This is a genomic window from Nocardioides speluncae (genome assembly GCF_003121585.1).
In the GTDB taxonomy this organism is placed as follows: Bacteria; Actinomycetota; Actinomycetes; order Propionibacteriales; family Nocardioidaceae; genus Nocardioides; species Nocardioides speluncae.
The window spans coordinates 180,661-201,594 of sequence record NZ_QEOO01000042.1 but is presented as its reverse complement, the minus strand read 5'-3'; the positions used below and the strand labels follow the sequence as shown (position 1 = coordinate 201,594).

General features: G+C 69.2%; 22 protein-coding genes. 12 read left to right on the top strand and 10 right to left on the bottom strand.

Annotated elements, in window-relative coordinates; all coding sequences use genetic code 11:
* Nucleotides 1–22: 22 nt before the first annotated feature.
* Nucleotides 23–799: a hypothetical protein gene (locus DDV73_RS28115; protein ID WP_154402883.1), complete on the bottom strand. Its 777-nt coding sequence runs from the start codon at nt 797–799 to the stop codon at nt 23–25.
* 497 nt (nt 800–1,296) lie between these two features.
* Here DDV73_RS28115 and DDV73_RS23760 point away from each other — a divergent pair, with 497 nt between their 5' ends.
* Both DDV73_RS23760 and DDV73_RS23755 read left to right on the top strand, forming a co-directional pair.
* Complete coding sequence (locus DDV73_RS23760; RefSeq protein WP_109509797.1) at nt 1,297–1,746, top strand: glycine-rich domain-containing protein; 450 nt, start codon at nt 1,297–1,299, stop codon at nt 1,744–1,746.
* 7 nt (nt 1,747–1,753) lie between these two features.
* Complete coding sequence (locus tag DDV73_RS23755; protein WP_161962518.1) at nt 1,754–2,644, top strand: phosphotransferase family protein; 891 nt, start codon at nt 1,754–1,756, stop codon at nt 2,642–2,644.
* A 19-nt stretch (nt 2,645–2,663) separates the two neighbouring features.
* Here DDV73_RS23755 and DDV73_RS23750 read toward each other — a convergent pair whose 3' ends face one another.
* Entirely contained in the window at nt 2,664–3,572 is a 909-nt protein-coding gene (locus DDV73_RS23750; RefSeq protein ID WP_109509742.1) for an exonuclease/endonuclease/phosphatase family protein, read from the bottom strand.
* Nucleotides 3,573–3,727: 155 nt separating this feature from the next.
* Here DDV73_RS23750 and DDV73_RS23745 point away from each other — a divergent pair, with 155 nt between their 5' ends.
* Nucleotides 3,728–5,386 carry a calcium-binding protein gene (locus tag DDV73_RS23745; RefSeq protein ID WP_109509741.1) on the top strand — a complete coding sequence of 553 codons (1,659 nt, stop codon included), beginning with the start codon at nt 3,728–3,730 and terminating at the stop codon, nt 5,384–5,386.
* Nucleotides 5,387–5,498: 112 nt separating this feature from the next.
* Complete coding sequence (locus tag DDV73_RS23740; protein ID WP_109509740.1) at nt 5,499–6,977, top strand: S28 family serine protease; 1,479 nt, start codon at nt 5,499–5,501, stop codon at nt 6,975–6,977.
* Nucleotides 6,978–7,074: 97 nt separating this feature from the next.
* On the opposite strand, the gene DDV73_RS23735 is transcribed toward DDV73_RS23740, so the two are convergent.
* Both DDV73_RS23735 and DDV73_RS23730 read right to left on the bottom strand, forming a co-directional pair.
* Nucleotides 7,075–8,409: an RNA polymerase sigma factor gene (locus tag DDV73_RS23735; RefSeq protein ID WP_109509739.1), complete on the bottom strand. Its 1,335-nt coding sequence runs from the start codon at nt 8,407–8,409 to the stop codon at nt 7,075–7,077.
* A gap of 8 nt (nt 8,410–8,417) precedes the next feature.
* Entirely contained in the window at nt 8,418–8,777 is a 360-nt protein-coding gene (locus DDV73_RS23730) for a YciI family protein (RefSeq protein ID WP_109509738.1), read from the bottom strand.
* Between the two features lie 230 nt (nt 8,778–9,007).
* Between DDV73_RS23730 and DDV73_RS28110 the strand changes: the two genes are divergently transcribed.
* The 4 genes from DDV73_RS28110 to DDV73_RS23715 all read left to right on the top strand — a co-directional run bounded on the left by DDV73_RS28110 (nt 9,008) and on the right by DDV73_RS23715 (nt 13,022).
* Complete coding sequence (locus DDV73_RS28110) at nt 9,008–9,148, top strand: hypothetical protein (RefSeq protein ID WP_154402882.1); 141 nt, start codon at nt 9,008–9,010, stop codon at nt 9,146–9,148.
* Nucleotides 9,149–9,381: 233 nt separating this feature from the next.
* Nucleotides 9,382–11,202, top strand: coding sequence for an AMP-dependent synthetase/ligase (locus DDV73_RS23725; RefSeq protein WP_109509737.1), 1,821 nt, complete (start codon nt 9,382–9,384; stop codon nt 11,200–11,202).
* Between the two features lie 22 nt (nt 11,203–11,224).
* Nucleotides 11,225–12,442, top strand: coding sequence for a radical SAM family heme chaperone HemW (hemW, locus tag DDV73_RS23720; RefSeq protein ID WP_109509736.1), 1,218 nt, complete (start codon nt 11,225–11,227; stop codon nt 12,440–12,442).
* Nucleotides 12,443–12,491: 49 nt separating this feature from the next.
* On the top strand, nt 12,492–13,022 hold the full coding sequence (locus DDV73_RS23715) for a TM2 domain-containing protein (RefSeq protein WP_206051065.1): 531 nt from the start codon (nt 12,492–12,494) through the stop codon (nt 13,020–13,022).
* A gap of 31 nt (nt 13,023–13,053) precedes the next feature.
* Here DDV73_RS23715 and DDV73_RS23710 read toward each other — a convergent pair whose 3' ends face one another.
* The 3 genes from DDV73_RS23710 to DDV73_RS23700 all read right to left on the bottom strand — a co-directional run bounded on the left by DDV73_RS23710 (nt 13,054) and on the right by DDV73_RS23700 (nt 14,986).
* Complete coding sequence (locus DDV73_RS23710; RefSeq protein WP_109509734.1) at nt 13,054–13,458, bottom strand: DUF4870 domain-containing protein; 405 nt, start codon at nt 13,456–13,458, stop codon at nt 13,054–13,056.
* Between the two features lie 156 nt (nt 13,459–13,614).
* Nucleotides 13,615–14,133 (bottom strand): DUF4870 domain-containing protein, encoded by a 519-nt coding sequence (locus tag DDV73_RS23705; protein ID WP_161962517.1) that lies wholly within the window; start codon nt 14,131–14,133, stop codon nt 13,615–13,617.
* Nucleotides 14,126–14,986, bottom strand: a complete 861-nt coding sequence (locus DDV73_RS23700) for a DUF3097 domain-containing protein (RefSeq protein WP_109509732.1) — start codon at nt 14,984–14,986, stop codon at nt 14,126–14,128. Before DDV73_RS23700 ends, DDV73_RS23705 begins: the two co-directional genes overlap by 8 nt.
* 148 nt (nt 14,987–15,134) lie before the next feature.
* On the opposite strand from DDV73_RS23700, the gene DDV73_RS23695 reads away from it, so the two are divergent.
* Together DDV73_RS23695 and DDV73_RS23690 are read left to right on the top strand one after the other, a co-directional pair.
* Nucleotides 15,135–15,851 (top strand): PadR family transcriptional regulator, encoded by a 717-nt coding sequence (locus DDV73_RS23695; protein ID WP_240617441.1) that lies wholly within the window; start codon nt 15,135–15,137, stop codon nt 15,849–15,851.
* The gene (locus tag DDV73_RS23690) at nt 15,848–16,333 is read left to right on the top strand and encodes a DUF1707 SHOCT-like domain-containing protein (protein WP_109509730.1); all 486 of its coding nucleotides are present in this window, start codon (nt 15,848–15,850) and stop codon (nt 16,331–16,333) included. Before DDV73_RS23695 ends, DDV73_RS23690 begins: the two co-directional genes overlap by 4 nt.
* Here DDV73_RS23690 and DDV73_RS23685 read toward each other — a convergent pair whose 3' ends face one another.
* Genes DDV73_RS23685 through DDV73_RS23675 form a run of 3 tightly spaced genes read right to left on the bottom strand, consistent with a single transcriptional unit; the run spans nt 16,334 to nt 18,407 of the window.
* On the bottom strand, nt 16,334–16,753 hold the full coding sequence (locus DDV73_RS23685; protein WP_109509729.1) for a VOC family protein: 420 nt from the start codon (nt 16,751–16,753) through the stop codon (nt 16,334–16,336).
* Nucleotides 16,754–16,796: 43 nt separating this feature from the next.
* Nucleotides 16,797–17,645, bottom strand: coding sequence for an MBL fold metallo-hydrolase (locus tag DDV73_RS23680; RefSeq protein ID WP_109509728.1), 849 nt, complete (start codon nt 17,643–17,645; stop codon nt 16,797–16,799).
* Nucleotides 17,646–17,681: 36 nt separating this feature from the next.
* Nucleotides 17,682–18,407: a hypothetical protein gene (locus DDV73_RS23675; RefSeq protein WP_109509727.1), complete on the bottom strand. Its 726-nt coding sequence runs from the start codon at nt 18,405–18,407 to the stop codon at nt 17,682–17,684.
* 270 nt (nt 18,408–18,677) lie between these two features.
* On the opposite strand from DDV73_RS23675, the gene hrcA reads away from it, so the two are divergent.
* Nucleotides 18,678–19,700, top strand: a complete 1,023-nt coding sequence (hrcA, locus tag DDV73_RS23670) for a heat-inducible transcriptional repressor HrcA (RefSeq protein WP_109509726.1) — start codon at nt 18,678–18,680, stop codon at nt 19,698–19,700.
* A 44-nt stretch (nt 19,701–19,744) separates the two neighbouring features.
* Nucleotides 19,745–20,920: a molecular chaperone DnaJ gene (dnaJ, locus tag DDV73_RS23665; protein WP_109509725.1), complete on the top strand. Its 1,176-nt coding sequence runs from the start codon at nt 19,745–19,747 to the stop codon at nt 20,918–20,920.
* The last annotated feature ends 14 nt before the right edge of the window (nt 20,921–20,934 follow it).

Genomic DNA, 20,934 nt, shown 5'->3' with positions numbered 1-20,934 from the left:
GTTGGCGGTCACCGCTGGTCGCCTAGGCCTTGAAGTGGTAGTCGCGCTGTGCGGACTTGCCCGTGTCCTCGCGGACCCAGTCCAACTGCCACAGGTCACTGTCGACGGTTGACTCTCGGTTGAACCCGACCCAGCGGCCTCGCATCGACTTTCCGAGGGGGTCGACGACGTATTGCAATGCGCCGTGGTAGACCGAGCCTCGGTAGTAGCCGGCGGGAGAGGTTCGTTCTGACCAGGTCCCGGTCGCAACGTTGCCATTGACACTGAGGTCGAGGCTGACCCTTGAACCGTTGTTGGACGGCAGGCTTCGTCCGAAGAGACGATCGCCGATGTGTCGGATCAGGACGTAATGCTCGCTGTGCAAGTCGCGGCCTCGTCCAGTGCTCGAGTAGCGGTAGCGGCTGTGCCAGATCCCGGAGAGGTCGCCATCGACCGTTGCTGTCCGTGGTAGCGAGCTGTCGAACTCGTCGGCTGCTGCCGGCGCCGCGGCAGCCATCGACAGGGCGGCGCTCAGCTTCAACAACAACGCGCGTCGGCTGGTAGCTGTGCCCAGTCGCTCGGACCATGTCGACGTCAGGCGAGCGAGCTCCTGAGTATCGATTAGTTCGAGCCGGGCAATGAGACCGCGCAGGTTGGGATCGCTGGGCTCGTTGGTGAGCGCGGTCGGGAGGTGTGCGAGCCGCTCGCTGTCCTGATAGCGTGTCTCGGCGGCGGAAGTCGGCACAGTCGGAGACCAGGTCGGCAAGGCTGCATTCGTAGAGTTCAGCGAGCCGAGCGAGGACGTCGAGTGATGGGGCATGGCCGGTCGCGGCCGGCCATTGCTCCCAGTAGGAGAAGTTCTTGAACGTCTTGGGGTCGTCGGGCCAGCGGGAGTTCCATTGGTCGGCGGCTTCGCGCTGGCTCCAGCCGCGTGCGATTCGGAGCGCGGCGCGCACGTTCATGCCGTACCGGTCGCAGAACGCCTTAGCCACCTCGGCCCAGGTTTGCTGCTTGGCGCGGAGGCTTGCTGTCAGCTCTCGTTGCTGCTGTCGGACGCTTCTCGTCAGCGTTGGCACGAGTCGACTCCTTTCGCAGACACAGTGACGGTAATCCGGTCGATGCGTTGGTCGATTTATCCCAGTTGAACTGGGAGAAATGGTGCCACAAGGTCACCGTTGCAGCCGGTGTCCTGCGGCCTCGACCTGCGGTTTCGTCATGGGTGTCCGGCCGGCCCGTGCCGGCCATCCGAAGCCCGCGGGCCGGCTGGACTGCCACACCGACGGCCCGAATCTCGAAAGGCAGGACTGACCTATGACGATGAGCGCACACGATGCGCCGACCGGCCGAGCTTGGGTGCACGAGTCGCTGTTCGATCGGCTCGCGACCCGGATCGTCACCGATCACGAACTGCCTCGCAGCCTGGCCGAACGGATCATGGACCAGGCGATCGCTTTTCTTGTTGCGTCGGCCGCCAACCCGCTCGAACGGCTCGCGCCTAGCGAGTTGGTCGACATCGGCTGGCACACGTTCGTCCTGCACACCCGCGACTACCGGGAGTTCTGCGCACGGGTCACTCACGGATCGTTCATCGACCACGTGCCGACCGAGGACGGTGATCCGCGCGGGCACGGCGCGCAGGCCCGTTCCACCTTGACACGGACCCTGTGCGCGATCCTGGACACCGGGCTGGCTATCGACGGCGACTTGTGGCCGACCGTGACCAGCCAGTGCTCGCAGTGCCATGCGGGCTGCACCGACTCCCCGTAAGGCGGCCATGACCAGAGTCGACTGGTACGACCTCCCGTACTCGGTCCGCTGTGCAGTCGAGGCCGAGTGCGGGTTGGTCGTGGGCGTCACCACGCCGGACGGCGGACGCAACGCGAACCTGATCGTCGTACTCGAAGTCCAAGACGGTCGCCAGGTCTTCGTCAAAGGCGTACAAGCCGACACAGCTGAGGCCGCCGGGTTCCGACGCGAAGCGGCGCTCAACCCGGCGCTACCCGCGGTCGCACCGCGCCTGCTCTGGCAGGTCGAGGTCGACGGGTGGCTGATGCTCGGATTCGAGTACATCCCAGGTCGGCATGCTGACCTGTCACTCGGTTCGGCCGACCTCATCCTCGTCGCGGATGCCGTCTCGGCGATCGCCCGTCACCGGGCTCCGATCCCGACGCCCGAGCTTCCTGCCCTCGCCGACAAGATCACCAGGATCTCCGCCTGGACACGACTCGGATCCGACCCACCGAGCAACCTCGACCCGTGGGCGCGGGCAAACCTCGACCGATTCGCCGATGCCGACGAGTGCGCCGCCGAATGGGCTGCTGGAGACAGCCTGGCCCACACCGATCTCCATGCCCACAACATCCTCGTCAACGATGCCGCCCACGTCGTCGACTGGTCCTGGGCCCACCGAGCAGCCCCCTGGATCGACGCTGCCTACCTCGTCATCCGCCTCATCCAGAACGGCCACGGCCCCGCGCAGGCAGAGCAGTGGGCCGCGACGACCGAGTGTTGGCACACCGCAACGCCGGTGGCACTCGACAGCTTCGCGGTGGGGACGTTCGGGATATGGGAGTTCCTTCGACTCGCGAGGCCACATCCGGTCCGCGAAGCGGCGACGGCGGCAGCTCGGCGTTGGGCCCAGCATCGCCTGGACGAACAGTCCTGACCTTGGCCGTCCTCGGGGCTCAGCGGAAGAGGTAGCGGACCTCATGGGGGCGGTGGTCGCTGCTCACGACGTCGCCGCGTACGGCCGCGCGGCGCACTTCGAGTCCGCGTCGCCAGTCGGCGTCAATCAGCCGGTGGCCGTGGGTGCCGATGCTGTCGTACGACGCCGGCCAGGCGCTGGTCAGTCCGTTGCCGAGGCGGCGGCCGAGCTCGCGTCGTACCCACGCCTTCTTGTGGTCGAGGTTCCAGTCGGCGGCCACGACGAACGAGGCGGTCGGGTACCTCTCACGGAACCGGTTGACCAGCCGCCGCCAGCCGGCGAGGGCGCTCTTGTGGGCCAGCACCTTGGTGTCGTCGGTCGACCAGCGACCCTCGACGTCGGACGGCAGGTGGGTGGCCATGACGATCACGGTGCGGCCGAGGCGGCCGTCGAGCCGCTCGCGCAGCCGGACGACCGAGGCGTACAGCTGGCGGGTCCGGATCCGGCGGTCGGTCAGCTTGACCACCGACTTCGCCCGGGCGGACCAGACCGAGCTCCACTCGATGGCGGTCTCGTCCTTGCCGTCGTTGTGCGCCGGAGCGGGCAGATAGCTGGACCAGCACTCGCCGGCGCCGCCGAGAATCGCGCCGGCGTGGGTGCCGTTCATCATCTCGGTGTGGGTGACGATGCTGGCGGCGGCTCGGTACGACGCGGCGTCGGCGCGCAGTCGCTGCCGCTCGCGCGAGGCCCGCTCGACGGACTTGCCGGCGGTCCGCACCCCATAGCTCCACTTGCCGGAGGCATGGACGTGCGCGAAGGCGCCGCCGGTCGAGGTGGGACACGCGGCGGCGGGGCTGGCGGTCACATGAGCCGGGCTGCCGGGCGTCAGCACGGCGAGCAGCGCGAGCGCGATCGAGGCGGCTAGGGCAGGTGCGCGGTTGGCAGGCATCGCCGCATCGTAGTGAGCCGCCACCTAAGTGAACGGCGCTGTCATCTAGGTACCAGTTCGCGCCGATCTAGGCCGGTGCTACCCATGTGGGCGGCCCACCGCCAACGGCTCAATGAGTTGCGTCATAGCCAACCAACTCATGGGGGATCAATCATATGGCAACACATCTCAACCGAGCCGCGGCGCTGCTGCCCGTGGCCGCGATGGCCCTGGGCGGGCTGCTACTCATCCCGGCGCCGGCACAGGCCGCATCCGGCGTGAACGTGTCGAACGGTGCGCTCAACGTCACCGCGCAGGCCGGCAAGGACAACCAGATCTCGATCCAGTTCAACAGCGCGGCCGGTGCGTTCAACGTCATCGACAACGGTGACACGGTCACGGCGGGCGCCGGGTGCACCCAGGTTGCCGCCAACAACGTGCGATGCGGTTCGGCCGGCGTTGGCAGCGTGGTCGTCAACGCGGGCGACGGCGACGACGTCATCGATGCCCGAACGACCGTCCGGGCGGTGGTGGACGCCGGTACCGGCGTGGACCAGGTCCTCGGCAGCTCGAAGAACGACGTCATCAGCGGCGGCCCGGACAGCGACAACCTCACCGGGTTCGACGGCGGTGACACCCTGAACGGCGGCGACGGCATCGACACGATGAACGGCGGCAACCAGCGCGACACCATGGACGGCGGCGCGGGCGCTGACACGTTCATCGGTGGCGCGGACTCCGACGTGGCGTCGTACCAGTCACGCACGGTCCGCGTGGTCGTCGACCCGGACGACACGGCCGACGACGGTCAGACCGGCGAGCTCGACAACGTCCGGAGCGACGTGGAGGAGATCGTCGGCGGGTCGGCGGGCGACCTGCTCGTCGGCACCACGGCGGACAACCGACTGGTCGGCAACCAGGGTGAGGACACCTTGCTGGGTCTCGGCGGCAAGGACCGGCTGTTCGGCTCCGAGGGCAGCGACACGCTCAACGGTGGCGCCGAGGACGACCAGCTCAGCGGCTTCACCGGCACCGACCTGTTCTCGGGCGGCGCGGGCATCGACCGGGTGCTGTACGACGCGCACCCGGCCAGCGTGCGGGTCAGCCTCAACGGCAAGCCCGACGACGGCTTGTTCTCCGGCCTCAACAGCACCGAGCAGGAGAACGTGCCGAACGACGTCGAGCAGATCAACGGCAGCCAGTTCAACGACAACCTGCAGGGCAACGGCCTCGCCAACCGGCTGGTCGGGCTCTCGGGTGACGACACCCTGATCGGCGGACCGAACGTCGCTGGCCAGGACGTCGCCGACGTGCTCTTCGGCGACTTCGGCCACGACTCGCTTCTCGGCGGCGCCGGCGACGACTCGCTGAGCGGCGGTGCCGACAACGACCCGAGGGTGGACGGCCAGCTGGGCGCCGACGACATGTTCGGTGACGGCGGCGACGACGTCCTGGGCGGCTGCGCGCTGTGCGGTAACGACAACGCGCCGGACTTCATGATGGGTGGCAGCGGCAACGACACCGTCACCTACGTGGACCACGGTCCGGTCACCGTCAGCCTTGACGGTCAGGCCAACGACGGGTCGACCGGTGCCAACGAGGGCGACAACGCCTTCAACGACATCGAGAACCTCCAGGGCTCGATCGGCGGCGGTGACGTGCTCATCGGCAACGAGGTCGACAACGACATCGCCGGCTTCGGCGGGAACGACATCCTGTTCGGCTTCGACGGCAACGACGACCTGGACTGCGGCGCTGGCGTCAACGACCACGGGCTCGGGGGAGCGGGCTTCGACACCGCCAAGGACTGCGAGACGATCAGCGAAGTTCCGTAACAGGCAGTCCTCCTTTCCGGGTGTTACGCACCGGTACGGACCCGGTGAGTGGGCAGCAGGCTGGCCATGCCAGCCTGCTGCCCTCGTGCTCGATCTCACTCGGAGGGAAACCATGACTCGACTACGAACCACCCTGGCGCGCACGGCCGCACTGGTCGCCGCCGCCGGACTGGTGGTCAGCACCGCAGGCCAAGCACCGGCGGCCGCCCCCGCCGCCCCCGCGCCCGCAGTCACCACCGCCCCGTCCACCGACATCCTCGACCAGGTCAAGCAGTTGACCGGCGTCACCTCGGTCACCGAGGCCACCGCTCCCGCCGGCTACCGGTTCTTCAAGATCACGTTCGAGCAGCTGGCCGACCACCGCCGGCCGCGGGCCGGGACGTTCGAGCAGCGGCTGACGCTGCTGCACAAGGACGTCGCCCGGCCGATGGTGATGTACACCAGCGGCTACAACGTCTCCCAGAACCCCAGCCGCAGCGAGCCGACCCAGATCGTGGACGGCAACCAGCTGAGCATGGAGTACCGCTTCTTCGAGCCGTCCCGGCCCGCCAACCCGGACTGGGAGCAGCAGCTCACGATCTGGCAGGCCGCCACCGACCAGCACCGGATCATCCACGCGTTCCAGAAGCTCTACCGCGAGAACTGGATCACCACCGGCGGCTCCAAGGGCGGCATGACCGCGACCTACCACCGCCGCTTCTACCCGAGCGACGTCAACGGCACCATCCCGTACGTCGCGCCCAACGACGTCGACAACCGCGACGACTCGGCGTACGACGAGTTCCTGGACAACGTCGGTAATGACCCGGCCTGCCGCGCCCGCCTGGTTGGCCTGCAGAAGCGGGTGCTGACCGACCGGCAGTGGTACCTCGACAAGGCCCGTGGCATCGCCGAGGCCGAGGGGTACACCTTCGACACGGTCGGCGGGCTGGAGATCGCGGTCGAGCTGTCGGTCATCGACTCCTACTTCGTGTTCTGGCAGTACTCCCGCCAGCAGGACTGCGCGATGCTGCCCGATCCGGCCACCGCGACCAACGACGACGTGTGGGCCTTCTACGAGGGAACCGCCTCGCTCGTGGGCAACGCCGACCAGAGCTTCGCGGGCTTCATTCCCTACTACTTCCAGGCCAGCTACGAGCTCGGCGCGCCGCTGCCGTACGAGGGCCCGCTCGCCGATGTCCTGCAGTACCCCGGCCTCAACGTCGCCGAGACCTTCGTGCCGGCCGAGCTCAAGCCGCGCCGCTTCTCCAAGCGGGCGATGCCCGACATCGACCGCTGGGTGCGCAACAGCTCGACCCGGATGCTCTACGTGTACGGCGCCAACGACCCGTGGAGCTCCGAGCCGTTCTCCTGCGGCCGCACCGGCGCGAAGCGGGAGTGCGCGCGCTACTGGGTCGCCGGCGGCAACCACGGCTCCCGGATCGCGCAGCTGCCCGAGGCCGAGCGGATCCGCGCCACCGCGCTGATCCTGAAGTGGGCAGGTCTCGGTGACGGCGACCGCGCCGTCGAGCAGATCGACGACGCCGGCCGCCCGAAGCGCAACCCGTCCCTCGACACGCAGCCCGACTACCTGAAGCACCGCATGCTCTAGCTCGCCGACCCGGCTCGTGTTGACCTGATACAGCGTCGACACGGGCCGGGTCAGCGGTCTGTGGTGTCGACACCGGCCGGGTCGGCGTCAGTCTGAGCTAGCGAAGACTGTCGCCCGTCCCGGAGCTCCGCTGGCGGCGGTTGGGCGGGAGCTGGTCGAGTCGGTGGGTGAGCCAGGCCTTCTCGGCGGTGTTGCCGGCCAGGTCGATCGCGCGCTGGTAGGCCTCGCGCGCCTCGTCGTACCGCTCCAGCCGGCGGAGCAGGTCGGCGCGGGTGGCCTGCCAGGCGTGGTAGCCCTCGAGGTCGAGCCGGTCGACCTGCGCCAGCCCGACTGCAGGCCCGTCCAGCTCGGCGACGGCGACCGCCCGGTTCAGCTCGACCATCTGGGTGGGGGAGACCCGCAGCAGGCCGTCGTACAGCTGCACGATCTGCTCCCAGTCGGTCATCGAGGAGTCCAGCGCGTCGGTGTGTACGGCGTTGATCGCGGCGAGGTACTGGTACGGCCCCGGCCGGTTCACCGCCAGGCAGCGGCGCACCAGCGCATGGCCCTCGTCGATCTTCTGGGCGTCCCAGAGGGTCCGGTCCTGCTCGGGCAGGATGACCAGCATCCCGTCGGCGACCCGGGCCGGACGCCGCGAGTCGAGCAGCAGCATCAGCGCCAGCAGGCCGTCGACCTCGGGCAGCGGGTCCGGGCCGAGCGGCCCGGGCTTGCCGGGTGGCCCGGTGACCAGCTCCTGGATCAGCCGGGTCAGCCGGATCGCCTCGTCGCACAGCTCCTCACGGACGGCGCGGTCCGGGTCGTCGGCGGAGTCGGTCGCGAGATAGCCCTCGTTGAAGATCAGGTAGAGAACCGACAGCACGCCGCTGAGCCGCTCGGCGATGTCCTTCTCGCGCGGCACCCGGTACGGGATCTTCGCGGCCTTGATCTTCTGCTTGGAGCGGGTGATCCGCTGCGCCATCGTGGTCTCCTCGACCAGGAAGGCCTTGGCGATCTCGGCGACGGTCAGGCCGCCGAGCAGGCGCAGCGTCAGGGCGACCCGGTGCTGGGGTGCCAGCGCGGGGTGGCAGCAGGTGAAGACCAGGCGGAGCCGGTCGTCGGTGACCGGTCCGGTCTCCCGGCCGGAATCGTCGTCCTCAAGCTGTGCGTTCATCTGGGCGGCCTCGGCGTACTTGCCCTCACGCTTGGCCTCGCGCCGGATCCGGTCGAGCGCCTTGTTGCCGGCGACGGTGGTCAGCCACGCCCCTGGGTTGGGCGGGACTCCGTCGACCGGCCACTTCTCCATGGCGGCGACGATGGCTTCGGACGTGGCGTCCTCGGCGAGATCGAGGTCGCCGAAGCGACGCGCCATGGTGGCGACGACCCGGCCATGCTCGGCACGGAAGATCTGTTCGATCTCCACGCCGAGCGCCGGTGACGAGGTGCGATCCGGCATTCGCGAGATCAGGCAGGCTCGGCCTGGAAGGGGCGGACCTCGACCTTGCCCTGACAGGCCTCCGAGGCCCGCTGGGCCCATTCGAGCGCCTCGTCGAGGTCGGCGTGCTCCATCACCCAGAAGCCGCCGAGGTACTCCTTGGACTCCGAGAACGGTCCGTCGGTGACCAGCCGCTCGCCCTTGGTGTTGTCGACGGTCGTCGCGCTCGTGATGTCCTCCAGGCCGCCACCGAAGACCCACTTGCCGGCCGCCCTAACCTCCTCGTTGTAGGCGTCGACCGCGTCGAAGATCGGCTGCATCTCCTCTTCAGTCATCGACTCGAAGTCCTCGGTGCCGTCGTGGTGAACCGAGATCATGTACTGCGGCATGGTGTTTTCTCCTTGATCGAGGTGGCTCTGCCACCCATCTTGTCGGTTGTTGGCGACGACCGTGCGGCCGCCTCACACTCACACCACGAACGGGTACCCGTCGATACGACAACACCCACGAAAACAGATGCGATGAATTCTGGTACGGCGACAGCCCACCGCCTACCCGGGCGTGCGGGGCCCGACCAGGTCGTCAACCGCCAAGCCGGCGTTCGTGGTCTCGACGACGGTTGCTGCGCAACCTGCTCGACCATCCGGAAGTCCTGGTCGGCGAACGCATCCGTGCAACACCCTTCAAGACCTGGATGGCCGCGGGCGGCTTCGACGCGGCCGGCTGGCTCAAGCGGTTCACCGCCGACGGCCGGCCCTGACCGCGGAGCGGTCCTGGCAGCCCAGGTTGCTGCTCGCCGACGCCCTCCCGGCCCGGATCCGGGCCAAGGTGGAAGCCGCCCACTCTCTTACCTGAAAATGCGCGAGTTCGGGTACCTCGTCTCCGATCGTGGCGGCATACTTACTCGGACGTAACCTGGTGATCTAAGTTACAGACCACGAACGTTGGAAAATCTCGTGCACTCGGGGCGCGATGGGCGGAGCGAGGAGTCCCATGCCGATCAACACTGACCCTTCCTTTATCGATGACATGCCGGCCAACGTGGCCGTGCAGTTCCTCGACCGAGTGGCGAAGTCGCCGGACAGTGAGGCCTTCCGCTACCCCAAGGGAGAAGGCTGGGAGTCGGTCACCTGGAAGCAGGCCGGCGACCAGGTCAAGCGGTACGCCGCTGGCCTGCTGGCGCTCGGCATCCAGGCCGAGGAGCGGGTCGGCATCGCGTCGACCACGCGCTACGAGTGGATCGCCGCCGACCTCGCCATCATGTGCGCCGGCGGCGCGACCACGACGGTCTACCCGTCGACCAACGAGGAGGACACCGTCTACATCCTCGGCGACGCCGAGGTGAAGGTGCTGTTCGCCGAGGACGACGAGCAGATCGCCAAGGTGGTGAGCGGCCGCGAGCAGCTGCCGAAGCTGGAGAAGGTCGTCACCTTCGACGGCAAGGCCGATGGTGACTGGGTGATCGGCCTCGACACGCTCGCCGAGCTCGGCGACGCCTATCTCGCCGAGCACCCCGACGCCATTGCCGACGTCGCCCAGAGCATCAAGCCCGACCAGCTCGCGACCCTCGTCTACACCTCCGGCACCACCGGCAAGCCCAAGGGCGTCCGGCTGCGGCACCGGTCGTGGGTCTACGAGGGCGAGGCGATCAAGGCCCAGAACATCCTCGACGAGTCCGACCTGCAGTTCCTGTGGCTGCCGATGTCGCACGTGTTCGGCAAGGTGCTGATGTCCACCCAGATGGCATGCGGCTTCCCGACCGCCATCGACGGCCGGGTCGACAAGATCGTCGACAACCTGGCTGTGGTGAAGCCGACCTTCATGGGTGCCGCGCCGCGCATCTTCGAGAAGGCGCACGGCCGGATCGTGACCATGACCGAGGCCGAGGGCGGTATCAAGAAGAAGCTGTTCGACCAGGCGTTCAAGGTCGGCCTCGAGGTCAACGCGCTCAAGCGGGCCGGTAAGCCGGTGCCGCGCGGGCTCGGCGTACAGCACAAGCTGTTCGACAAGATCGTCTTCAGCAAGGTCCGCGAGCGGTTCGGCGGCCGGGTGCGCTTCTTCATCTCTGGCTCCGCGGCGCTGAACCGCGAGATCGCCGAGTGGTTCGGCGCGGCCGGCATCCTGATCCTCGAGGGCTACGGCATGACCGAGAACTCCGCCGGCGCCACCGTCAACCACCCCGACGACTACAAGTACGGCTCGGTGGGCCTGCCGTTCCCCGGCAGCGAGGTCAAGATCGCCGAGGACGGCGAGGTGCTGCTGCGCGGCCCGCACATCATGGAGGGCTACCACAACAAGCCCGACCAGACCGCGGAGACGCTGAGCGACGACGGCTGGCTGCACACCGGTGACATCGGCGAGATCGACGCCGACGGCCACCTCAAGATCACTGACCGCAAGAAGGACCTGTTCAAGACCTCCGGCGGCAAGTACGTCGCGCCGTCGGCGATCGAGTCGACGTTCAAGGCGATCTGTCCCTACGCCAGCCAGTTCCTGGTGCACGGCGACGAGCGCAACTTCGTCGTCGCCCTGGTCACCCTCGACCCGGACCTGATCGCCGGCTGGGCTGCCGAGAACGGCATGGAGGGCAAGTCGTACGCCGAGATCGTCACCTCCGAGCCGGTCAAGAAGATGGTCGCCGGCTACATCGACGAGCTCAACAGCCGCCTGAACCGCTGGGAGACGATTAAGAAGCACGTCCTGCTCGACCACGACTTCACCATCGAGTCCGGCGAGCTCACCCCGTCGCTGAAGGTCAAGCGCAAGGTCGTCGAGGCCAACAACAAGGACGCCCTGGACGCGCTCTACTCCTGACGTCGCTGGCTAGGCTGGGGCGGTGCCCTCCGCCCTGCCTGTCGGTGACCCCGTCCCACCGGACGGCAGCCTGCCGAGCAGCGCGCTGACGGGGTTCGGCCAGCGTGGGTTTGGGTTCTACGTCCACGTGCCGTTCTGCAGCGTGCGCTGCGGGTACTGCGACTTCAACACCTACACCGCCGAGGAGCTGGGCAACCAGCCCGGGGCGTCGCGCCTGACGTACGCCGGTGCGGCGATCGCCGAGGTCCGGCACGCCAGGCGGGTGCTGGGCGAGGCCGCCGTACCGGTGCAGACGGTCTTCTTCGGCGGCGGTACGCCGACCCTGCTGAAGCCGTTCGACCTGGCCTCGATCCTGGCCGCGATCGGCGCGGAGTTCGGGCTGGCCGACGACGTTGAGGTGACCACCGAGTCCAACCCGGACAGCGTGACGCTGGAGGACCTGGAGAAGCTGCGCGCCGCCGGTTTCACCCGAATCTCGTTCGGGATGCAGTCGGCGGTGCCGCACGTGCTGGCCACCCTTGACCGCACCCACGACCCGCGTCGGGTGCCGGCGGTGGTGAACTGGGCGCGGGCCGCGGGTTTCGAGCAGGTCAGCCTGGACCTGATCTACGGCACGCCGGGGGAGTCCGCGCAGGACTGGCAGGTCACCCTGGAGGCTGCGCTTGCCTGCAGCCCCGACCACATCAGTGCCTACTCGCTGATCGTCGAGGAGGGCACCGCGATGGCCCGGCAGGTACGCCGCGGCGAGCTGGCGTTGCCCGACGAGGACGACCTGGCCGACAAGTACCTCGCAACCGACCAGGCGCTGTCGGCGGCCGGTCTGCGCTGGTACGAGGTGTCCAACTGGGCGCGGTACGACGAGTACCGGTGCCGGCATAACCTCATCTACTGGCGCGGCGGGGACTGGTGGGGTGTCGGCCCGGGTGCGCACTCGCATGCCGGCGGGGTTCGCTGGTGGAACGTCAAGCACCCCTCCGCGTACGCCGCCCGGCTGGCCGCCAAGGAGAGCCCCGCCCACGCCAGGGAGGTCCTCGACCACGAGTCGCGGCGGCTGGAGCGGATGCTGCTGGAGCTGCGGCTGCGCGAGGGGCTGCCGGCCGACGTACTCGACCATCACGGCTGGCGGGCGGTCGGCCGACTGGTCAAGGGCGGGCTGCTGACCGCCGAGGGCGAGCGGCTGGTGCTGACCATCCGCGGCCGGCTGCTCGCCGACGGCGTGGTCCGCGAGCTGCTCTCCTGATCCGTGGATGGAGCACCTCCATGGAGCACCAGCCACTAGTGTGTGCGGCATGACCCAGGGGCCTGACCTCAGCAAGAACCCGGACCGCGACGACCAGTCTGGCGTGCCCGAGCCGGAGCCGACGCGTGCCTACGAACAACCGCCTGTGAACCCGGCGGCGTACGGCCAGCAGCCCCAGGATCCGTACGCCCAGGACCCCTATGCCCAGCAGGGCCAGCCGGGTTACGCACAGCAGCCCCCGCCGGCGTACGGACAGGCTCAGCCGGGCTACCCGCAGGCGGGCCAGCCGCAGCCGGTGTACGGCTATGCGGGTGCCCCCGACCCATCCGCGCCGTACGGCCGGCACCCGGTCACCGGGATGCCGTACTCCGACAAGTCGAAGCTGGCCGCCGGCCTGCTCCAGCTGCTGATCCCGCTCGGGATCGGCCGGATGTACATGGGCGACGTCGGACTCGGTGTCGCACAGCTGCTGGTCACGATCTTCACGTGTGGGTTCGGCGCGCTGTGGCCGTTCATCGACGGCATCATGATCCTGGTCGGCGAGCCGACAGACGGCGAAGGCCGCCCGCTACGTCAGTAGCGAACGGCCTTCGGCTTCGGACTGTGGGTGGTCAGCTGACCATCCGGAGGTTGACCGGGTACCGGTAGTCCTCGCCGTTGTAGGCCTTGATCGTGGCGATCACGGTGAGGACGATCCAGCCGATCGAGAGCGCGATCGTGGTCAGGATTCCGATCAGGATGAAGATCAGGAAGATCGAGACGGTCATCGCGATCGCCATCGTGATCTGGAAGTTGAGGGACTCGACAGCGTGGCGCCGGATCGCCGGCGACTCGTTGCCCTTGGTCAGCATCACTACCAGCGGCGCGACGAAGCCGAGGATCAGCGCGCCGCCGTGGGCGCCGGCCGACCACATGTTGATGTCGTTCGCGGTCAGCGGCTGCGGGGCGCCAGCGGGCGGCATGCCGGCGGGCTGGTGACCCGGGTTGGGAGGGTTCTGCGGGTACTGGTCAGACATCTGTGCGTTCTCCAGTCACGTAATGGTGGGCCGTTCAGGTACCGAGGAGGCGTGACACCGGGCCTGAGTACGAGAAGACCCGAGAAATCTGGTGAACCTCCAGGCTCACGGCGTCCGACGGCTCAACGGGTGACTGGGTTCCGTGCGAACCTCCGGCTAGCTGACCATCCGGATCGTCATCGGGTACTTGTAGTCCTCGCCGTTGTTGGTCTTGACCGCACCCATGATCGTGAACACCAGCCAGGCGACGCCGAGCGCGATCGTGGTCAGGATGCCGATCAGCACGAAGATCAGGACCACCGAGACGATGAAGTAGATCAGCATCGAGAGCTGGAAGTTCAGCGACTCGACCGCGTTGCGGCGGACCCACGGTGACGCGTTGCCCTTGATCACCAGCACCAGAAGCGGCGCCAGGAAGGCCAGGCCGGTGACCATGCCCGCGATCAGCGCGCCCCAGTGGGCCATGCCGGCCCAGAGCTTCTCGTCGGAGGGCGAGAGGGCGGCCGGCGCGCCGGGCTGACCGGCGTACGGCTGGCCAGGCGCACCTGGCGGCGGCGCTGGGTACGGCGTCTGGCCGTAGCTGCTCTCGGGGGCGGGCGGAGGAGGCGGCGGTGGGGCGCCGGCTTCTTGCTTGCCGAGTTCTACGGGCTCCTGCGGGTCGTTGGTGTCAGACATCGGTGCCATCTCCTGTGACGAAGTCGATGAGTTCCTCGACCCTACCGAGAAGTGCGGGTTCCAGGTCGGCGTAGGAGCCGACACGCGAGAGGATGAACTTCCAGGCCCGCGCAATGTCGGCCTGGTCGGCGTGCGGCCAGCCGAGCGACTGGCAGATGCCCTTCTTCCACTCGATGCTGCGCGGTACGGCGGGCCACTCCTCCAGCCCGACCCGGTGCGGCTTGACCGCGGCCCAGATGTCGATGAACGGGTGGCCCACGATCAGCACGTGCTCGCCGACCGTCGAGTTCTGGACCGAACGCGCGATCCGGCTCTCCTTGGAGCCCTCGACCAGGTGGTCGAGGAGTACGCCGACCCGCCGGTGCGGGCTGGGTCCGAACTCACGCAGGTGGTCGGCCAGGTCGTCGGCACCCTCGAGGTACTCCACGACCACACCCTCCAGCCGCAGGTCGTCGCCCCAGACCTTCTCGACCAGCTCGGCGTCGTGCCGGCCCTCGACGAAGATCCGGGAGGCTCGGGCGACCCGCGCCTTGGCCCCGTGAACCGCGACCGAGCCGGAGGCAGTCCGGGTCGGCTTGGCGGGCGCTGCGCGGCGTACCGGCGCGACCAGGATCACCGGCTTGCCCTCGAGCAGGAAGCCGGGCCCGAGCGGGAATGCACGGCGGGTGCCGCGCCGGTCCTCGAGGGTGAGCGTGTGCAGGTCGCGGTCCACGGCCACGATCTCGCCGCACCAGTCGGTGGTCACCTCTTCGACGACCAGGCCGATCTCGGCACCGTGCTCCACCGCGCGGCCGCGCGCCGGTTCCCTCCAGCCGGACGACAGCACGTCCGCCCCATAACGGTCGAAAGTCACCGGGTCACGCTAGGTCGGCGGCAGGTGCCGATTTCGGCGGCGCGCCGTACCGCTGAGCGTTGGCTGAGGAAGTGGGCAAAGCCCTTGGCTTCCGAACGGTCGCGATATATCGTCGACGTATCGCGATACTGCGGACATCGGAGGAGCTATGAGAGGGTACGGAACCGACCCTTGCGGCCGCCGCGGCGGCGGCGTGTGGGCGATGGCGACCGACATGGTCGACTGGATCGGTGAGGAGAAGGTGCGTCAGATGACCAAGCAGGGACCCGGATGGGTTGGCGGCGGCTGGCACAGCGGACACGGTGGTCGGCCCGGACGTCCCGGCCCGCCTCCGTGGGTGCAGGACCTGGTGCGCAGCTTCGGTGGCCCGGACCTCGGCGGCGGCACGCGCGGCCCGAAGGTACGCCGCGGCGACGTCCGCTCGGCGATCCTCGACGTGCTGTCGCGGGAGCCGATGAACGGCTACCAGGTGATCCAGCAGATCTCCGAGCGCAGTGGCGGCGCGTGGAAGCCGAGCCCCGGCTCGGTCTACCCGACCGTGCAGCAGCTCGAGGACGAGGGCCTGGTTGCCGGCCGCGAGGTTGACGGCCGGCGTCTGCTCGACCTCACCGACGATGGCCGGGCGTACGTCGCCGAGCGCACCGAGGAGCTGGCGGCGACCTGGCGTCCCTTCGAGGCGACCGAGACCGAGCAGGCCGCGGCCGCCGGCGTAGGCGATCTCAAGCCGGTGATCGGCCAGGTGATGGGCGCGGTGTGGCAGGTGATGGCCAACGGCAGCGACGAGCAGCGGGCCCAGGCGGCCGAGATCCTGAGCGAGACCCGGCGCCGTCTCTACGGCCTCCTTGCCGAGGGTGAGCCGGAATGACCGCCCGGCCGCAGCAGCCCTGGTCATCGGCACGGCCCCGGCCGTGGGCGGAGTTCGCCCTGCAGCAGGTTGCGTCCGCCAACGGCAGCCTCCGGGTCGGAGACGCCGAGCGAGAAGAGGCCGCCTCGGCCCTGGGCGAGCACTTCGCCCAGGGCCGGCTGAGCCGCGAGGAGTACGACGACCGGCTGGCCGCCGCGTTCGCGGCCAAGACCGGCGGCGACCTGCAGCAGCTGTTCCGTGACCTGCCGGCCCCCCATCCGGGCGCGCCGGCCAGGGTGGCCGCCGCCCGGCCTCGCCCTGGCAGGCCGCGTGGCTTTCGGCTGCCCGTGTTCCCGATGCTCCTGGTCCTGATCGGCCTCGCGATCGTGCTGGACGCGTGGTGGGTGCTCTTCGTCGGGCTCGGCGTGGTGTGGTGCCTGGGTAGCTCGCGGCGCCGGCGCCGGTGGCACGCGGCGTACCACCAGCCCTACGCACGCACCTGATCAGCCGGTGTGGCGGGCGGAGATGATCGCATCGAGCTCCGCCCGCTGCTCCGCTGTCAGCGGCTTCAGTACGCAGAACTCGTTGCCCTCCGGGTCGGCCATCACGACCCAGCTGACGTTCGGGCCCTGGCCGACGTCGATGCGGGTCGCGCCGAGCGCCTCCAGTCGGGCGACCTCGGCCTCCTGGTCGTCCGGGCGCAGATCGAAGTGCATCCGGTTCTTTCCGGCCTTGGCCTCCGGGACCCGGATGAACAACAGGTCCGGCGCGACCCCGTCCCAGATCGAGTGCTCGGCAGGCTCGAGGGCGACCTCGTCAGCCGAGTCGTGAGTACGCCGCCACTCCAGCGCCTCGGCCCAGAAGTGGGCTAAGCGGTCGGGGTCGGCGGCGTCGATGTCGAGGCACTGGATGCGCAGGGTCATGGCCTCACCTTGATGGCCCGCCTGTAGCGAGCGCCAGCGGATTTCAGATCAGCGGCAGCTGGCGGGCGTGCCGGGGCAGCTGCTCGTAGCCGCGGCGTACCGCCTTGGCGAGGCCGTCGGCCGGGAACGGCCACTCGGCCGCCGCCAGCGCCTCGTCGAGAGGTATGCCACGCCCGGCCAGGTCGCGGATCGTCTCGGCGACCACGCCGATGTCGGAGCGTTGGTCCTCCACGAACGCGCGGTCGACGACGGCGCCGTGACCGGGCACCACGACCGACGTGCCGTTCAGCAGCTGCAGGACCAGGTCGAGCGAGGTCGGCCAGTCCAGCGGGTGGCAGTCGCCGCCGAAGACCGGGGGAGCGGACTCCTCGATCAGGTCTCCGGCAGCCAGGACGTTTGCGTCCGGCACCAGCACCACCAGGTCGCCGGCGGTGTGACCGCGGCCGGGATGGATCAGCTCCACCGCTCGGTCGCCGAGGTCGACCGTGCCGACCGAGGAGAAGGTGTGGTCGGCCGGCACGATCGGGGCCGCCATCACCTCGTCGCGATGCGGGTCGTCGGACTTCTCGTAGTTCCGCTTCATCCGCTCGCCCGCGGAGATGGTGTGCTCGGCGGCCCACTCGGTGGCGTGGATCGGGAGCTCGCCGTACTCGTCGCGGAAGATGGCGTTGCCGAAGGTGTGGTCGAAGTGCTCGTGGGTGTTGATGATGCCGATCACCTCGCCCGCGCCGAGCCGGCGTACGTCGGCCACCACCTCCTTGGCTGCGGGCTCGGAGGAGTGGGTGTCCACGACCAGCAGTCCGCGCTCGCCGCCGACCAGGGTGACGTTGAGGTCGAACCAGTCGTAGTTCGCCACCCAGACCCGGTCGCCCACCTCGGTGAAGTCCGCCATGCAGGCGAACCTACCTGGCGCCGAAGCGGCGCCGCGTCAGCAGATGCCGGCGTGCAGCTCGCGGCGCAGGTGCTGGCCCAGCTCGACCGGGGTCCGCGCGGACTCCGGGAACCGGATCTCTCGGGCTCGCGCGCCACCGGCGTCGACCCAGCGGAGGGTGACGCCGTCCGGGCTGAGGTCGGCCAGGGCCACCCCGGCGATGTCGTCGAGTCGGGTCTGGGTGGCCTGGGCGACCGAGTGCCGCAGCTCGCGCTGATGGCAGTGGTTGGCGTGCTCGACGGACTTCTGCAGGTAACCGGCGTTGAGATCGTGCACTGGGCTCCGGAAGTCCTCGACCGGCACCGGGAGATGGCGTTCGGGCTCGCCGGGCAGCCCCGGCCGGACCAGCACCACCTTGCGGGTCTCGACCACGGCCGCGCGCCAGTCCCCGCTCGCATCCGCGTCGGCGCAGGCGTGCCCGCCGCTGCGGAGCCTCGCTGCCATCACCACTGAGGGCGGGATGGGCATCCCTTGGTGCTCGGCGAGGCCGCTGCTGATCTCGAGCAGTGCGGTACGCCGGCTGTCGGCCGCCTGGTCGACCGGCGAGCCGGCCGGGCAGACGAACACGGGCACGCCATCGCGGTCCTCCATGACCAGCCGCGGGTTGCCGTGCACCTGCTCGACGCCGTCCACGACCAGGCTCACCGCGCCCGGGCAGGACAGGATGCTGCGCGCCTCGGCGGCGAGAGTGAACGACGTGGGCGTACGGTCGACAGCTTCCACAACGGCCTCCTGATGTCCGAGTTAGGTGAGCCTAACCTAATGCGGCCTTGATCGGCCAGGACAGATCGCCCACCCACCTGTCTCGCCGCGTGGATAGTCCAGAACGTTTGACATCACTTTCGGCCCAGAAGTGATGTCAAACGTTCTGGACTATCCGGCTTGCGCGGTCGCGACGACGGACTCTTGGGGCTACTGGTCTAGTAGGCTTGGCACTCAGTCAGCGTGAGTGCCAGCGACGAGTGCACGAAGCAATACGGAGAAGGAGGAGCCATGGTCGAGGACCGCCGGCTCGCCGTACTCCGGGCGATCGTTGAGGACTACGTCTCCACCGAGGAGCCGGTCGGCTCCAAGGCGCTGGTCGAGCGGCACCGGCTCGGGGTCTCTCCCGCGACGGTGCGCAACGACATGGCCGTGCTCGAGGAGGAGGGGTTCATCACCCAGCCGCACACCAGTGCGGGGCGGGTGCCCACCGACAAGGGCTACCGGCTGTTCGTCGACCGGCTCACCACCGTCAAGCCGATGAGCACCGCCGAGAAGCGGGCAATCGCGACGTTCCTCGACGGTGCGGTCGACCTCGACGACGTGGTGCAGCGCAGCGTCCGGCTGCTGGCGCAGCTGACCCGCCAGGTCGCGGTCGTGCAGTACCCCACGCTCTCGCGCAGCACGGTGCGGCACGTCGAGATCGTGGCGCTGGCCCCGATCCGGCTGCTGCTGGTGCTGATCCTGAGCACCGGGCGGGTGGAGCAGCGGCTCGTCGAGCTGCCCGACCCGCTGACTGACGACGTACTCGCCGATCTCCGGGTCCGGGTCAACCGGGCGGTGGCCGGCGAGCGAATCTCCGACGCTGCCGCCGCCCTGACCACCCTCCCCGACCAGGTCGGACAGCCGATCGCGCCGGCCGCCAAGGCCGTGGTGGCCGCGCTGGTCGAGGCGATGTCGGACCACCGCTCCGACGAGCGGGTCGCGGTTGGCGGGGCGGCCAACCTCGCCCACTTCGGTGAGGGTTTCGACACCACGATCCGGCCGATGCTGGAAGCCCTGGAGGAGCACGTCGTACTCCTCAAGCTGCTTGGTGAGGCCAGCACCGGCGGCACCATCACGGTCACCATCGGCCACGAGGGTCCCTACCAGGAGCTCGCCAGCACCAGCGTGGTCGCCACCGGCTACGGCCCGGGCGACGAGGCGCTGGCCAGCCTGGGCATCGTCGGACCGACCCGCATGGACTATCCCGGCACGATGGCGGCGGTGCGTGCGGTGGCGCGCTACGTCTCGCGCATCCTCGACGAGGCCTGAGCGCCAGGCCGCCCTCCCAACAAGACCCACGAAGGACACACCACGTGCAGGACCTCTACGACCTCCTCGGAGTCGACCGCGACGCGGATGGCGACACGATCAAGAAGGCATACCGGCGTCTGGCCCGGCAGCTGCACCCTGACGTGAACCCGGACCCCGCGACGCAGGAGAAGTTCAAGGAGATCTCGCACGCCTACGAGGTGCTGTCCGACCCGCAGAAGCGCGCGGCGTACGACCGCGGTGGCTCCGACATCTTCGGTGGCCCGGGCTTCGGCCAGGGCGCCGGCTTCTCGTTCACCGACATCATGGACGCGTTCTTCGGCGGCGGCGCGCCCGGCAGTACGGCGGCCGGCCGCGGTCCGCGGCCGCGGGTGCGCCGTGGCCAGGACGCCCTGATCAGGCTCGACGTCGAGCTCGCCGAGGCCGCGTTCGGGATCAGCCGCGAGATCAAGGTCGACACCGCCGTACTCTGCGAGACCTGCAACGGCGACGGCGCGGCTCCCGGCAGCAAGCCGGTGACCTGCGAGACCTGCCACGGCGCCGGCGAGGTCGCCCACGTCCAGCGCTCGTTCCTGGGCGAGATCCGCACCCTCCGGCCGTGCGCAGCCTGCCGCGGGTTCGGCACGATCATCCCCGAGCCGTGCCGCGAGTGCTCCGGTGACGGCCGCGTGCGGGCACGGCGCTCGCTGACGGTGCGGATCCCGGCCGGCGTCGACACCGGCACCCGGGTCCAGCTCGCCGAGAAGGGTGAGGTCGGGCCGGGCGGCGGCCCCGCCGGCGACCTGTACGTCGAGATCCACGTCGCCCCGCACGCCACCTTCACCCGCCACAACAACGACCTGCACTGCACGGTCTCGGTGCCCATGACCGCCGCAGCGCTCGGCACCTCGATCAAGATCCCGACGCTGGAGGCCGACCTCCCGTCCGAGGACAAGTCGAAGCGCGAGACCTCGTTCCAGCTGGAGCTGAAGGCCGGCACCCAGTCCGGCGCGGAGCACATCATGCACAGCCGCGGCGTACCCGGCCTGCGCGGCACCACCCGCGGCGACCTGATCGTGACCGTGGTCGTGGAGACGCCGACCAAGCTCGACGGCCGGCAGGAGCTGTTGATGCGGGAGCTGGCCGCCGCGCGTGACGAGCTGAGCCCCGACGGCACGATCAAGCCGAGCACGCCGAAGTCGGTCTTCGGCCGGCTGCGCGACGCGTTCAACCAGCACTGAGCCAGCGGTCACGC